The organism is Arthrobacter roseus (assembly GCF_016907875.1).
GTDB lineage: Bacteria > Actinomycetota > Actinomycetes > Actinomycetales > Micrococcaceae > Arthrobacter_J > Arthrobacter_J roseus.
In genome coordinates, this window is record NZ_JAFBCU010000001.1 from 2,535,831 (window position 1) to 2,548,503 (window position 12,673).

General features: G+C 61.6%; 10 protein-coding genes and 1 pseudogene. 5 read left to right on the forward strand and 6 right to left on the reverse strand.

The annotated features are described in order from the left end of the window. The first annotated feature begins 16 nt into the window (after window positions 1-16). Together JOE65_RS12220 and JOE65_RS12225 are read left to right on the forward strand one after the other, a co-directional pair. The gene (locus JOE65_RS12220; RefSeq protein WP_205163452.1) at window positions 17-1,747 is read left to right on the forward strand and encodes a tetratricopeptide repeat protein; all 1,731 of its coding nucleotides are present in this window, start codon (window positions 17-19) and stop codon (window positions 1,745-1,747) included. 36 nt (window positions 1,748-1,783) lie between these two features. Continuing rightward, complete coding sequence (locus JOE65_RS12225; protein WP_205163453.1) at window positions 1,784-2,647, forward strand: alanyl-tRNA editing protein; 864 nt, start codon at window positions 1,784-1,786, stop codon at window positions 2,645-2,647. Here the strand turns inward: JOE65_RS12225 and JOE65_RS12230 are convergent, their stop codons facing one another. The 3 genes from JOE65_RS12230 to galU form a co-directional block, all read right to left on the reverse strand. Continuing rightward, window positions 2,648-3,313, reverse strand: a complete 666-nt coding sequence (locus tag JOE65_RS12230) for a YidH family protein (RefSeq protein ID WP_205163454.1) — start codon at window positions 3,311-3,313, stop codon at window positions 2,648-2,650. Window positions 3,314-3,420: 107 nt separating this feature from the next. Continuing rightward, window positions 3,421-4,053, reverse strand: coding sequence for a GNAT family N-acetyltransferase (locus tag JOE65_RS12235; RefSeq protein ID WP_205163455.1), 633 nt, complete (start codon window positions 4,051-4,053; stop codon window positions 3,421-3,423). A 4-nt stretch (window positions 4,054-4,057) separates the two neighbouring features. Continuing rightward, window positions 4,058-4,960: a UTP--glucose-1-phosphate uridylyltransferase GalU gene (gene galU, locus JOE65_RS12240; protein WP_205163456.1), complete on the reverse strand. Its 903-nt coding sequence runs from the start codon at window positions 4,958-4,960 to the stop codon at window positions 4,058-4,060. A 95-nt stretch (window positions 4,961-5,055) separates the two neighbouring features. Between galU and JOE65_RS12245 the strand changes: the two genes are divergently transcribed. Together JOE65_RS12245 and JOE65_RS15535 are read left to right on the forward strand one after the other, a co-directional pair. Further along, entirely contained in the window at window positions 5,056-5,691 is a 636-nt protein-coding gene (locus tag JOE65_RS12245) for a 5-formyltetrahydrofolate cyclo-ligase (RefSeq protein ID WP_205163457.1), read from the forward strand. Between the two features lie 17 nt (window positions 5,692-5,708). Further along, a pseudogene (locus tag JOE65_RS15535) lies at window positions 5,709-5,849 on the forward strand (FmdB family zinc ribbon protein); the annotation flags it as partial. 14 nt (window positions 5,850-5,863) lie between these two features. On the opposite strand, the gene JOE65_RS15540 reads toward JOE65_RS15535, so the two are convergent. Beyond that, entirely contained in the window at window positions 5,864-6,061 is a 198-nt protein-coding gene (locus tag JOE65_RS15540; RefSeq protein WP_338021687.1) for a hypothetical protein, read from the reverse strand. A gap of 92 nt (window positions 6,062-6,153) precedes the next feature. Between JOE65_RS15540 and cpaB the strand changes: the two genes are divergently transcribed. After that, a complete protein-coding gene (gene cpaB / locus JOE65_RS12255) occupies window positions 6,154-6,837 on the forward strand; it encodes a Flp pilus assembly protein CpaB (protein WP_205163459.1) in 684 nt (227 codons plus the stop codon). Window positions 6,838-6,892: 55 nt separating this feature from the next. Here the strand turns inward: cpaB and JOE65_RS12260 are convergent, their stop codons facing one another. Together JOE65_RS12260 and guaA are read right to left on the reverse strand one after the other, a co-directional pair. Next, window positions 6,893-10,918 carry a DUF4011 domain-containing protein gene (locus tag JOE65_RS12260; RefSeq protein ID WP_239536709.1) on the reverse strand — a complete coding sequence of 1,342 codons (4,026 nt, stop codon included), beginning with the start codon at window positions 10,916-10,918 and terminating at the stop codon, window positions 6,893-6,895. 146 nt (window positions 10,919-11,064) lie between these two features. Next, window positions 11,065-12,651, reverse strand: a complete 1,587-nt coding sequence (gene guaA, locus JOE65_RS12265) for a glutamine-hydrolyzing GMP synthase (RefSeq protein ID WP_205163461.1) — start codon at window positions 12,649-12,651, stop codon at window positions 11,065-11,067. Window positions 12,652-12,673: the final 22 nt, after the last annotated feature.

The following is a 12,673-nucleotide window of genomic DNA, read 5'->3' on the forward strand; positions in this document are numbered from 1 at the left end:
GGATAAGACTATGAACATGGCCGATTCCGGATACCGCACCGACCGGCTCGAAGCATTGCTAGCTGGGGATGGCAATCAGCACGAGCCGGCCACCCCACTGGACTACCTTCACCGAGGGTACGAACTTGCGTTCGCCGACCGCCCAACGGAGGCAATCGCATCGGCACGTGAAGCGCTGCACGTACAGGAACCATCCAGTGACCTGCGCCTGCGGGTACTGGCTTTCTTGATCTCCCTCCACACCGGTGAGGAGGAGAGCGAAAAAGCGAAGGAATACCTCGATCAGCGGCTGCAACTCCTGACCACCATGGGCAGAGATGTCCAGCACGACGTCGAAGGCAGGCTCGGCCTGATGCTCTTCCGCGAAGCAACAGTGGAAGAGCTACCCACTCTGGTCAAAGAACTTGATGCGCAGACAGCCGCTGATGCTCCGCCAGCAATCCTGGGGGACCTCTCCTTCGCCGTCGGCGCCGCGCACGCCTCCGGGGCATCACACCTCGAGGCAACCATCCTCATGCGTTCCGCCGCGAACTACTACCAACAGGATGGCAACGACGACGGCGAGGCCGCCGCCCTCATGTACCTTTCCGGCAGCCTGATGGCTCTGGGGGACGAGGACCGGGCTGTGGAGGTCATAGGCCGGGCACTGGAATTGCCTGCCACACCAACCATCCATGCCTCCATGCTCATGCTCCGTGCGCGGACGGGTTTCGGAACGCCGTCGCGCGCTTTGGGCGCCGTCGACGACGCGATCTCGGCTCTGGAGATCTACCAGGGTGCAGGCATACGGCAGGGGGCGATCGCAGCAGCGGCCACCGCCGGGCAGGAACTCCTGGAACTCAATGAGGCCTCCGACGCGGCTCTTGCCCTGCGCATAGCAGCAGATGAGGCCGAACGAGACGAGCACCCCACGCTGCCAATCCTGCGACTCAACCTGGGCAATGCGCTGCTTCAGTCAGAGGAATTCGCGGGCGCAATTTCCAACCTCACGGACGCTCAGCGGCTCATGAGTGTACGCGGAAGCGCACCGGAGCAGCTGGCCAACGCCCTCTCCGGTCTGGGCCACGCCCAACGCCACACCGGACTCGAGGACGAGGCGCTGGCAACGTGGGAGGAATCCGCCGGACTCTTCGAAGCTGCGGGGCAGTTCGCCGAACAAGCTCAGATTCTGCTGTCCATGGGGACGCTCTTGGCCAAGGGCGGCCGCCTGGACTCAGCCCTCACGTCCTTCGAGGCCGCCGTAGTTGCTGCACGGCGCGAAGAGATCAATCCGCTAGCCCTCCCCCAGGCCCTTCACACCTATGGTTACGCACGGTGTGAATCCGGTGACGCGCTGGGGCTCGTGGAGCTCGATGAGGCTATCGAACTGTCAAGAAAACTCAATACGCCCTGGCTTGTTGCTGACTTCACAGACTCGAGAGCTCGTGCGCTTTTTGCGTTGAAGCGCCATGTCGAAGCGATCGCTTGCGCGCTGGAGGCTGCGGATATGTTCTCCGAGGCCGGAGATTATTCAGCTGCCGGGAACGCCGAGCTGCTGGCCGGCCAAGTGCTCCTATCCCAGCATCAGGCCACCGAGGCCGAGGCGATCCTGCGGAACGCTATTAGCCATATGAAAGAAGACTTGGGTCTACGCGTGGCCGCTTGGACAGCCATATCGGAGGCACTCGATCAGCTGGGCCGGCCACAAGAGGCTGAAGCAGCTCGGGCCGAGGCAGCAAAAATCGCCGACAACCCAGAAAACAAGTAAGCCTTCGCAGCACACCTGACCACGGAAAGAGGCATCATGACCCTGCCCACCCAGGACACGCGAGTTACCTACGCCGCCGGCGCAACACGAGGCGATGGAGTTGTCCTCCATGCTGAATCTCGGCATGACGGAACCGCCGTCGTCGTCCTTGATTCCACTCCAGCGCATCCGGTTGATGCCGGCTGGCCGGATCAGGGACCGGATCACGGTCATCTGGTGGTTGATGGACGCGAGCTGCCTCTCGTGGACTGCGTCGTGGCCGCTACCGACGGGAAACAGCTCTTCCTGGGTCATGACATTCCGGTGGCCAAAGGCACTGAAGGCTGGAGCTTTGTGGTGGCGCACGTGGTGGACGGCGCACCGCCGGCCGAGGGCAGCACCGTAAGCGTGGTTATCGACGAAGCTCGCCGGCGATCCCTATCGGCCGGTCACACCGCTTGTCACGCCGCCTCGCTAGCCCTCAACCAGGCAATGAGCGCTCTATGGAAGAAAGAGCCCCGCCTGGACGCGCTGGGCGAGCCCGACTTCGATGCCCTTGCTATCAGTAGTTCAACCATCACGGAGTACGGGTCCCTGGATATCTACCGGATGGGCAAGTCACTTCGACGCAAGGGGTTTTTGACGCAGGAGCTCGACGTCGGGGCGGTGCAGTCCTCGACCAACGAGACCCTGGCGTCCTGGGTTGATTCGGGGGCGAGAGTGGCCATCGAACGCGACGGGGACCTGTTGACGGACCGCCGTTACTGGGTCTGCACTTTACCCACAGGATCGGCCCGCATTCCCTGTGGTGGGACACACGCTGGCTCGCTGTCGGAATGCACAGCCATCACCGTGGCGCTCGAGCTAAACGACGACGACGGAACACCAGTATTACGCATGGTCACGACCGCGGCAGTGTGATCAGGCCCGGCGGCGCTGCAGAACGTCGTCGAGGTTGATGCGGCCGGTTGTCGGCTGGGGATCATCGGCAACGCTCTGGGCGGAAGCACGATGCTCTGAGGCGGCTTGCTTCATGGTGGCCTTGCCCTCAGCCTTTGGCGTTTCCGGAAGTCTCAGCGGCTCCGGGGCCGGACGTGCGGCCTTTGGAGCCTGCACATAGACCGGAGTGGGGACCGCAACCGGTTCCCACGTGGTTCCACTCGCCGGCACAATATCTCCTGCAGCTGCGGCCACTTCCAGAGCGGCGAGGCGAAGTTCAGCTGACGATAATGGCTGGACGTCTGGCGACTTCAGGCAATCCTCAGCGTCGAAAAGCTGCGTAGGTTCCTCAGGCTGCGCGGGGACCGGCGCTTCCTGCTGCGACGGTGACGAATACATGGCATCTCGGAAGGCGGCATTTATCCGGGCACGACGATCGCGAACAGCCAACGACCGGAGAATCACGACCGAACCAGCGGCGACGGCGAGGGCGATAAGAGGCGCGAAGCCGGAAACAGCACCGAACACACTGGCGATCGCCAGGCCAAAGGCAGCACATACCGCCCCGGCACCAACAAGAGCCAGAGCTGTACGTCCGTATCGGATTTTCAGTGCTGGCTGCATTGGCTGCGCTGTTCCCTTCTGCACCGGTGGATTGGTTCGTTGTGGACGAGTGATTGGTCCACATTCAAACCGTAGGACTCTTTGAGTTCGCGCATCGGTATTGGGTGCGGTGTGTCGGGTGTGAAGCCTGATTATTTCTTTTCCGAGCGTTGCTCGAGCCAGAGCTTCAGCAGCCCGTCCGGTACTTCATCTCGCGTCAGCGCGTAACTTCGGTGATCCGCCCATTGCCCGTTGATGTGCAGCAGCTTTGGCCGTAGTCCCTCGAACCGGAATCCGAGCTTTTCCACGACCCGCAGACTCGCCACATTTTCCGGTCGGATGTTAATCTCCACCCGGTGTAGACCCAGCACGTTGAAGCAGTGATCGGTAGCCATGGCAACCGCGGTAGGAGCCACGCCACGCCCGGCAACATCCTTATCCACCCAGTAACCAAGCGTGGCGTTCATCGCCGAGCCCCAAACGATCGTCGATACGGTCAGCTGACCGATGATCACTGGCCGCTTGAGCAGGGGACGCCTCTCCTCAATGACAAACGGCAATCCGGCTAAGGACCGCGCCTGGGCATTCAACGCTCGGACCATTTCTCGGAACGTTGGCAGCCTCCCGCCGGGAGACGGGTTCGTTGCCTCCCAAGGGGAGAGCCAGGACACATTTCTACTGCGCACCGAGGCCCACTCTGTGTGGTCCCGATACCGGATGGGCCGAAGAATCAGATCACCGCACACCAGGCTGACCGGCCACGCATCATAGCCGGGCTCACCCATGGGGTTAGTCGTCCAGACCGGCTGTAAATTCTTTGAGCCAGGTCCTGAGCTCGGGGCCGATGTCCTTGCGTTCTGAAGCAATGGTCATGACGGCTTGCAGGTAGCTGAGCTTGTCTCCAGTGTCGTAGCGTCGCCCCCTAAACACCACGCCGTAGACCCCGGCGCCTTCGCCGTCTGCCGCAGCGAGAGTCTGAAGGGCGTCGGTGAGCTGGATTTCTCCGCCGCGGCCCGGGCCCGTTTTCTCAAGGACGTCAAAAACACGGGGGTGCAACACGTAGCGGCCGATCATGGCCAGATTCGAGGGGGCTTCCTCAACGGACGGCTTTTCCACCATCTGCTTGACCTTGACGTACGACTCGCCGTCAACTGTTTCGATGTCCGCGCAACCGTACGAACTGATCTGCGACGGGTCCACCTCGATCAGACCGACGACAGAACCTCCGGTGCGTTGTTGGACATCGATCATCTGGGTGAGCAGGTCCTCGTTCTCGTCGATTAGGTCATCACCCAGGAGAACGGCAAAGGGTTCATTATCCACATGCTGCTTGGCGCGAAGCACAGCGTGTCCCAAGCCCTTGGGGTCTCCCTGACGCAGATAGTGGATGTCGCCGAGTTCCGTTGGCTGGCGCACAGCGGCGAGCTTCTCGGTGTCACCCTTTTTCTCGAGGGTCTGTTCAATGAACGGAACGCGATCAAAATGATCTTCGAGGGAACGCTTGTTCCGGCCAGTGATCATCAGCATATTGTGCAGGCCGGATTTGACTGCCTCTTCCACAACGTACTGGATGGCGGGTTTGTCCACCACAGGAAGCATTTCCTTGGGCATGGCCTTGGTGGCCGGAAGGAACCTGGTGCCCAGACCGGCAACGGGGATCACGGCTTTGGTTACGCGCTTTTCGTTGGTCATGGCAACACCCTACAGAACGCTCACTTGGATGTGTAAGCGACCGTGCTGATTTCGTTATCACCACAAGCCCGCCCTCTACTTGGCACAATGTCATCATGGACAAAGCCACAGCACCATCTGAGCATGCCGCCGGACCTGACAAGGACCAGACCCGCAAACAGTTCCGTTCCCTCCGGTCGGAGTTGAGCAGGGCTGAGCAGCAGGACGCTGCATATGCTCTGGCACATCAGGCAGAGCCACTGCTCGAGGAGCTGTACGACGGCGCTCCGGGCACTATTGCAGGGTATCTTTCCGTCGGCGCGGAGCCCGGCACAGCCCACCTGATGGAACTACTTGCAGCAAGGGGGTACGACGTCGTCGTTCCTGTCTGTGAACCCGGGTACAAGCTGAGCTGGACCCGTTGGGGGTTAGATGTGGAGATGGCCCCAAGCCCGCGTTCGTGGGTCAGCGAACCCGTGGGTCCTCGTCTGGAATTCGACGATCTGCCTCCCCTGAAACTGGTGCTGGTACCAGCTCTGGTCCTGGATCGGAGAGGTAACCGGATGGGCCACGGAGGTGGCTATTACGACCGTTTCCTGGCCAGCCTGTATCTGGAACCGAACAGACCGGCAACCGTGGGGGTGGTTCATACCCACGAGGTCGTGGAACCGGGAACGTTTGAGTGCGATCCCCACGACATGACCATCGACGGAGTTCTCACCCCCACCGAATTTTCATGGTTCTCACGCTGACGTAGTAGAATCCACTGGTGCCCACATACGCTTATGCCTGCAAAGAATGCACGCATGCCTTTGATATTCTTCAGTCCTTTTCCGAGGACTCCCTGACCGTATGCCCCGAATGCGGTGGCGTCCTGCGCAAGAAGTTCAACAGCGTCGGCGTGGTTTTCAAGGGATCGGGCTTCTACCGCAATGACTCCCGCGATACCTCGAGCACCTCTTCCCCCGCCTCTGGTTCTTCAGATTCCTCGTCCTCGTCGACGAGCACAGACAAGTCCAAGAAGACTCCGTCGGGAGCATCGTCCACCAGCGACTCCTCGAGCAGCTCCTCGTCAAAACCCGCGCAGTCTGCAGCCTCCAACTGACCCCTCGGCACCACCACTTATCCTCCACAACTCTGCTGTGCCGCGCCATTGCGCACATAGCCGCTTCAGTCGCTAAGGCGTCCGACCACTGGCATCTAGCGTCGAGGGCATGGCCCTTTCCAAGCGAACCCCGTCCCGCTACTCATTAGCCAACCGGCTCCGACGCTTCCTCTTTCGTCGCCGCCGTCTGCTCGCGATGCTGCTGATGTGTGCTGCGGCCGGTCTGACCGTTCAACAGCTCATTCCGGCCGATGGACAGAGAACACTGGCAGTGGTTGCAGGTACAGACCTGCCAGCCGGCGTCGTGCTCAATGCCTCCCACCTCACCGTTGATGAAGTGCCCACTGGTTCCGCCGTTGCTACCGCTTTCGCCGACCCGGAGGAACTGATAGGTGAACAGCTGGCCACTCCCCTGGTCAAGGGAAGCACGGTGGAATCCACCTCACTGGTGGGGCCGGGACTGCTGACAGGAACTGCCCCTGGAACAGTAGCCGTACCTGTTCGGCCCGCCGACCCATCAGTGCTGGAATTACTCGCCCCGGGTCAACTCGTTGACGTCGTGCATAGCACCGGCAACGGCTACGAGGTGGACTCAACGAACACTGTTATTGCCAACCACGTGGCTGTGCTGTGGGTTGCTGGGGATCAAAGTTCTGCTGGCGCTTGGCCGCAGTCAAGCGGAAGCGCGGGTGGGCTCGTGGTCATCGCTGCGACCCCGGAACAATCTACCGCCCTCGCGGGGGCCTCAAGCTCCGGGAAGGTGCACCTGGTGCTCACATCCGCCACCGACTGATCGGGACCACAACAGAACGAACAAGTGATTCGCCGGAACGGTCAGCAGGCCGGGTTCAGCCCCAGTGTGGAGGACGCTGTTCGCGCAGCCACGAATCGCGGTCCTCTTCCCTGTCTCCCCAAGCCTGCGGGCTGTCAGTGGCTCCAAGGGTCGGCAGAACACTCTCTGCTGACTCAGCTGTGGACTGTTCCTCGTTCGGCTCCACCGGGTCCTCCGGGCTCTCTGTCACGGCGTCCTTGTCTGGGACCCGGTGATCCGATTCCTTCACGGAATCATCCTCCACCGGCACCTGCTCTTCGGATGGCCTCTGTTCTGATTCGTCCAATGACTCGACTGGCACCCCGTCGGAGGGACGTGGTTCAAGTCCCAGGTAGGTACCCACCAGATCAGCACACGCCTCCGGATCCGTGAAGACCTCGATGGTCCACAGTGGCATGGCTCTCCACCCCAGCCGCTCGAGCAGCTGCGGGCGTAGGCGTGAGCGTTCACGCACGGACATCTGCCGGTACCGTTCGGTTCCGTCAGACTCGATGGCAATGGGAGGTCGGTCGCCGTTGGGCTCAGCGGTGAGTGCACCGGATGTCGCAGCGATATCCAGTTCCCCCTCAAAGGTGTCCCAGATGCGTGCTCCGCGGGCTGCAAGCCTGTCCACCAGGTCTGCCACCAAAGGATCATCATCCAGCACGCTGGCGGGCGTGTCCGCTGCGTCCTGCGCGCCACTGCCCGACGAAGACTCCGGCCTGTCCTCGACGGCGTCGCCGAGCCGCGAGGCCAGCAGCTCGTAGAAGTCGTGGGCGCCAAATTCCAGCCTCGACGGATCGAGGTCCTCCGGGCGGAAGCAGCTGAGTATGTGCAACCCGTGACGGGCGCGCGTCATGGCCGTCAAGAAACGGCCGCGTCCATCCGGCTCGGACAACGGACCAAAGTTATGTAGTGCGCGGCCATGCGGCGTGCGACCATACCCGAGGGAGAAAATGATGTTGTCACGAACAAGTCCCGCTGCCCGTTCAACGGGCACCACCCTGAAGGAATCTTTGCTCGGCTGAAAGAAATCGGCGGCCCAGGGGTAGTCGGCAAGATAGAGCCTGATGGCCTCTGCAACTCGTGCTGCATGCCGTGCACTTGCCGTGATGACCGCTAGCGACTGGCCGGGGCGGCGCCTCACGTGTTCGAAAACAAGATCCACAACGCGGTTCACTTCCGCCGCAACGCTTTCAACACCACCGTGCTCAGAGCTGGGCATACCGGTTCCACCAGGGATGTACTCTGCAACAACAGCGGACGCACTCTGGTCCAGTGAACGCGCTTCAGGTAGTCGCGAGAGTCTGCCACCGTAGAACGCGGAGCTTAGTGATTCCACGAGTTTTTTGTCTACGCCCCGGTAGATCTCCGAGAGACCCTCGATGGGCAGAACCCGGGTCAACGCCGTGAAGACGCTGACCAGCTCGCTGCCCTGCGTCTTCGCGTCGCCGGTGTCCGCCCCCACGTTGAACGGCTGCGGTGCGCCCAGCTGACCATCGCCGAAAGCGATGACCTGCGTTGCACGACCGATCGCCGGAACCGCCGACTGCAACGACATGGACTCGGCGTCGAGCAAAAGAACCGCATCAAAGCGCTTGTCGGCAGGAAGGATAGTGGAGAGCATCAGCGGGCTGGCTGCCCAGACGGGCATCAGTGCGGAAACCAGTTCTTCGGGCAGCGAGCTCAGGGAACCGAGGCTCACTGAGCCGGCTTTCAATAGCTCACGAAGGCTGGCCGCCTCCGACTGCCGTTGGCCAATGGCCGTTCGCCAGCGCTCTGCCAGGCCCCACCGCAGACGGGAACTGCCCGAGGCAATGTGTGCGTTGTCAGCCAAACGGTATTCCGCCTCAAGCCGGCGGAGGCTCTCGCCGTCGGACATGGCCAAGTAGTCATCGCCGCTGATCATTGCTTCCAGCGCGGACTGCCACCACGCCAGCTCGAGTTCCCCGCCTACCTGCCGATAGCCAACTTCTCGCTCGGCCAAATCATCGAGCAGCTCACCGAGCCCATGCTCACGCATTTCATCCAGCAGCAGAGTGCGCTCAGGCAACGTGGCCAGGGTGTCTTTGTCCCCAGACAGATTGCTCAGATGCCTCACCAAGTCCTGGACGGGCATCAATTCCAGAGGGCCAACACTGTCCTGGGGCTTGGCAAGGGTGTCCGCAAGCTCCTCTAGTTTGCGCTGGACGGTCTGGTGGAAGTTGTTGAGCTCAGCAAGACCAGTTGGCACCGAGGGATGACGCTGCGTGGTGGCATACCGAGTCCACGAGGTGCGCTGCTGTTGCACCAGCAGCAGCGAATGGTGGAGGTCCGTTATGTGGACCCCTGGCCGAACGTATTCCTTGGCCACTCTCCGCAGCCGGGACCGTGTCATGGAGCTCATCTCGATGCCGCGTTCCTTGCGCCACCCTGAGCTCGCCGTCGCGGAAATCAGATCTGTGACCGGCCGATCAAAAATATCCGGGGTGAACTTGTCAAGGCTTCCCCGCACAGCGACCAGGAGATCCAGCTGCTCTCCCCATTCAGCGAACGTGTTACCAAGTTCAATCTGGGAATGCTCAGCGACCGTACGGAGCTCTGTCTGAAGGCGCGGAATATCATCGGTAAGGCCCATTGCGAGGCCGTGAGCGGTCTGGGTATCCGCCCTGTTGTGCAGTTGTGCGCCATACCAGGGGCTCTGCGTGGCGGCCTTGGAAAAACTTCCCAATTCAGCGGCTCGGCGCAAGCGACCCGTTACCTCGCTGCGATCCGTGATGCTGTCCAACACACTGCGTTTGAGCCGCACTGCTGTGGACGGCGCCGGGTTCAGCGAGGTCAGCTCGGCCAGCGACTGCATGGCCTGATACGGAGAGCAGCCCCAGCGGCTCCGCACATTATGGAGCGACTTCACATGATCTTGCAGCTTATGGCGGTTCTCCACCAGATTGCTGTGCAGGCTGTCCAGGTGTGGTTCTGTTGCCTTCTCATTGCGGACTATGGCCCGGATCAATTGGTCCCTGAGCTGCTGATCGCTGATGTTCGCATGCAGCTGGAGGACCAAGGACCCCAGGTTCAGTTCGTCCAGTTCCTGAACGAACTGGTTCACGGTGCCGCGGCGCTCCGCTGCGACCAACACACTCTTGCCCTGATGCGCCAGAGCAGCAATCGCGTTGATAGCCGTTTGTGTCTGCCCGCTTCCAGGCGGCGCTGACACCACGAGGGACTCTCCGGCGGAAATCCGGTTCAGTACCTGCTGCTGCGCGGCATCGGCGTCCTTGACGAGCATCTCCTCGGAAGGGTGCAGGTGGTCCAGCACCGTACTGTTCACAGGCGCAGGGTTGACTGGCGCACCTTCGCCCACGTCGCCGTCGACGGCTGACTTCATCAGAGCTTCGAGCACAGGATGCTTGGGCGTCACAGCGGGATCGTGGCCCACATCCCCGAGATCTGCGAACGTGGAGATCAGCAGGTGGTGCTCAATGTTCATCCCGCGCACATTGGCCGTCAGCGCACGCAACCGCTCCAGGACCGGATGGGGATCAAAGCGCGCGGTGCCATAGGCCAAAGAGGACAACACGGCAGCATCGACCGGCAAATGCTCCTGATCATGCAGGTACCTGCCCAGCGCCGGATTGAGCCGGGCCTGCTCCGTGAGCTGAAGCTCATAATCATCCCGTGATGAGTGAACAGTCAGCGCCACGGCGGTGAGCAGCACTGGAGCAGTCAGCGTCTCGGAACGACCGTCGTCGCCCTGCGCCCTCCAACTTGCGGTCCCCGCTGCAAGGTAACCAACGTCAATCCCTCGTTCGCTTCCAAGTTCGTAGATACGGGCACGCAGGGCCTTGGCCGCCTTCATGGCCTGGGCATACTGGGCCGGATCACGCAGCAGCGTGGACAGCCTGGTCCGCCGACCAGCCAGAAGCTGCGCCAGCCCAGAAGGGTGTGCGTGGGTGAGGTCAATGCTGTTGCCAGCGGACGGCGTGAAGTGGAGCAGCGTGTCCGGGCCAGCGTAGCTTCCCAACCTCTGCAGCCACGGCAGAAGGAACGCCGAGGCGCTGTCCCCGGAATGTTCTTCCGTCATGTTAGGCATCTCTCCTGCACTTACGCGTGCTGATCGTGACCAGAGTGGCATATCCTCCAAGCTATCGGACGTAACCCGGTATGCCCCGAAGGCAACACCGGCGGAGCACCAAAAGTTAGCATTTCAGGCTCCTGCACAGGCAGGCGCTACTCCCATTCGATGGTTCCCGGCGGCTTGGACGTGACATCCAGAACCACCCGGTTCACGCCGTCGACCTCATTGGTGATCCGATTTGAGATCCGCGCCAGCAGGTCATAGGGCAGCCGGGACCAGTCCGCCGTCATAGCGTCCTCGCTGGAGACAGGACGCAACACGATCGGGTGCCCGTAGGTTCGGCCGTCCCCCTGCACGCCCACGCTGCGGACATCAGCCAGAAGAACGACGGGCATCTGCCAGACTTCCTGATCCAGTCCGGCCGCCGTCAGTTCTGCACGCGCAATGGCATCGGCGCGGCGCAGCAGGTCCAAACGCTCGGCCGTCACGTCCCCGACGATCCGTATTCCAAGTCCCGGACCGGGGAACGGCTGCCGACCGACAATCTCGGCGGGCAAGCCCAGTTCGGCACCGACAGCGCGCACCTCATCTTTGAAAAGATTCCGTAGTGGCTCGACCAGTTCAAAACGCAGGTCCTCAGGAAGTCCTCCCACGTTGTGGTGACTCTTGATGTTCGCCGCGCCCTCACCGCCCCCGGATTCGACGACGTCTGGGTACAGAGTGCCCTGAACCAAGAACTTGATCTGCTCGCCGACGGCATCAGCGTCACGAATGATCGCGCGTTCAGCTTCCTCGAACGCCCGGATGAACTCCCTGCCGATGATCTTTCGCTTAGTTTCTGGATCCGACACTCCGGCCAGAGCATTGAGGAAACGCTCCTGCTCATGAGCGACGTAAAGCTTGACACCCGTTGCAGAAACAAAATCGCGTTCAACCTGCTCCGCTTCGCCTTCGCGCAGGAGCCCATGATCAACGAATACACAGGTCAGCTGATCCCCCACAGCACGCTGGACCAGGGCAGCGGCGACGGCAGAATCAACGCCGCCTGACAACCCGCAGATCACCCGGGCATCCCCGATCTGCTGCCGTACGCGCTCTACCTGCTCTTCCAGAATGTTGCCGGTGGTCCAGTTTCCCTGGAGGCCCGCACCGCGGTAGAGGAAGTTTTCCAGCACCCGCTGGCCGTGGGCCGAATGATTGACCTCTGGATGCCATTGCACGCCATAGAGCCGCTTCTCCTCATGGGCGAATGCGGCGACAGGAGCGCCAGCGCTGCTCGCCAGCACCTCGAAGCCCTCAGGTGCGGCATGAACGCTATCCCCGTGGCTCATCCAGGCATTCTGATGTTCGGGGATGCCTTCAAGGATGGACCGGCACCCGTTCGTTGCTGTGACGTCGGTGGATCCGTATTCGCGCAGGCCTGTCTGGGCGACATGTCCGCCCAGTGCATTGGCCATGGCCTGAAAGCCATAGCAGATGCCCAGAACCGGAACGCCCGCCTCAAAGAGATCCGGGCCCACGCTGGGCGCACCCTCGGCGTAGACGCTCGACGGGCCTCCCGACAAAATGATCGCTACGGGGTTTTTAGCCAAGATCTGATCTGTGGTCCAGGTATGCGGAACAACTTCCGAAAAGACGTTGGCCTCGCGCACGCGGCGAGCAATCAGCTGTGCATACTGGGCGCCGTAGTCAACAATAAGGACAGGCCGGTGTTCGGTCAGGGCGGCTTCGGGATTCATCACCATCCCAGTTTATCCGCCG

Bases quoted from the DNA above. Each gene is read 5' to 3' on its own strand.
- JOE65_RS12220 (WP_205163452.1), top strand. From the start codon at position 17: ATGGCCGATTCCGGATACCGCACCGACCGGCTCGAAGCATTGCTAGCT.
- JOE65_RS12225 (WP_205163453.1), top strand. From the start codon at position 1,784: ATGACCCTGCCCACCCAGGACACGCGAGTTACCTACGCCGCCGGCGCA.
- JOE65_RS12235 (WP_205163455.1), bottom strand. From the start codon at position 4,053: ATGGGTGAGCCCGGCTATGATGCGTGGCCGGTCAGCCTGGTGTGCGGT.
- galU (WP_205163456.1), bottom strand. From the start codon at position 4,960: ATGACCAACGAAAAGCGCGTAACCAAAGCCGTGATCCCCGTTGCCGGT.
- JOE65_RS12245 (WP_205163457.1), top strand. From the start codon at position 5,056: ATGGACAAAGCCACAGCACCATCTGAGCATGCCGCCGGACCTGACAAG.
- cpaB (WP_205163459.1), top strand. From the start codon at position 6,154: ATGGCCCTTTCCAAGCGAACCCCGTCCCGCTACTCATTAGCCAACCGG.
- JOE65_RS12260 (WP_239536709.1), bottom strand. From the start codon at position 10,918: ATGACGGAAGAACATTCCGGGGACAGCGCCTCGGCGTTCCTTCTGCCG.
- guaA (WP_205163461.1), bottom strand. From the start codon at position 12,651: ATGAATCCCGAAGCCGCCCTGACCGAACACCGGCCTGTCCTTATTGTT.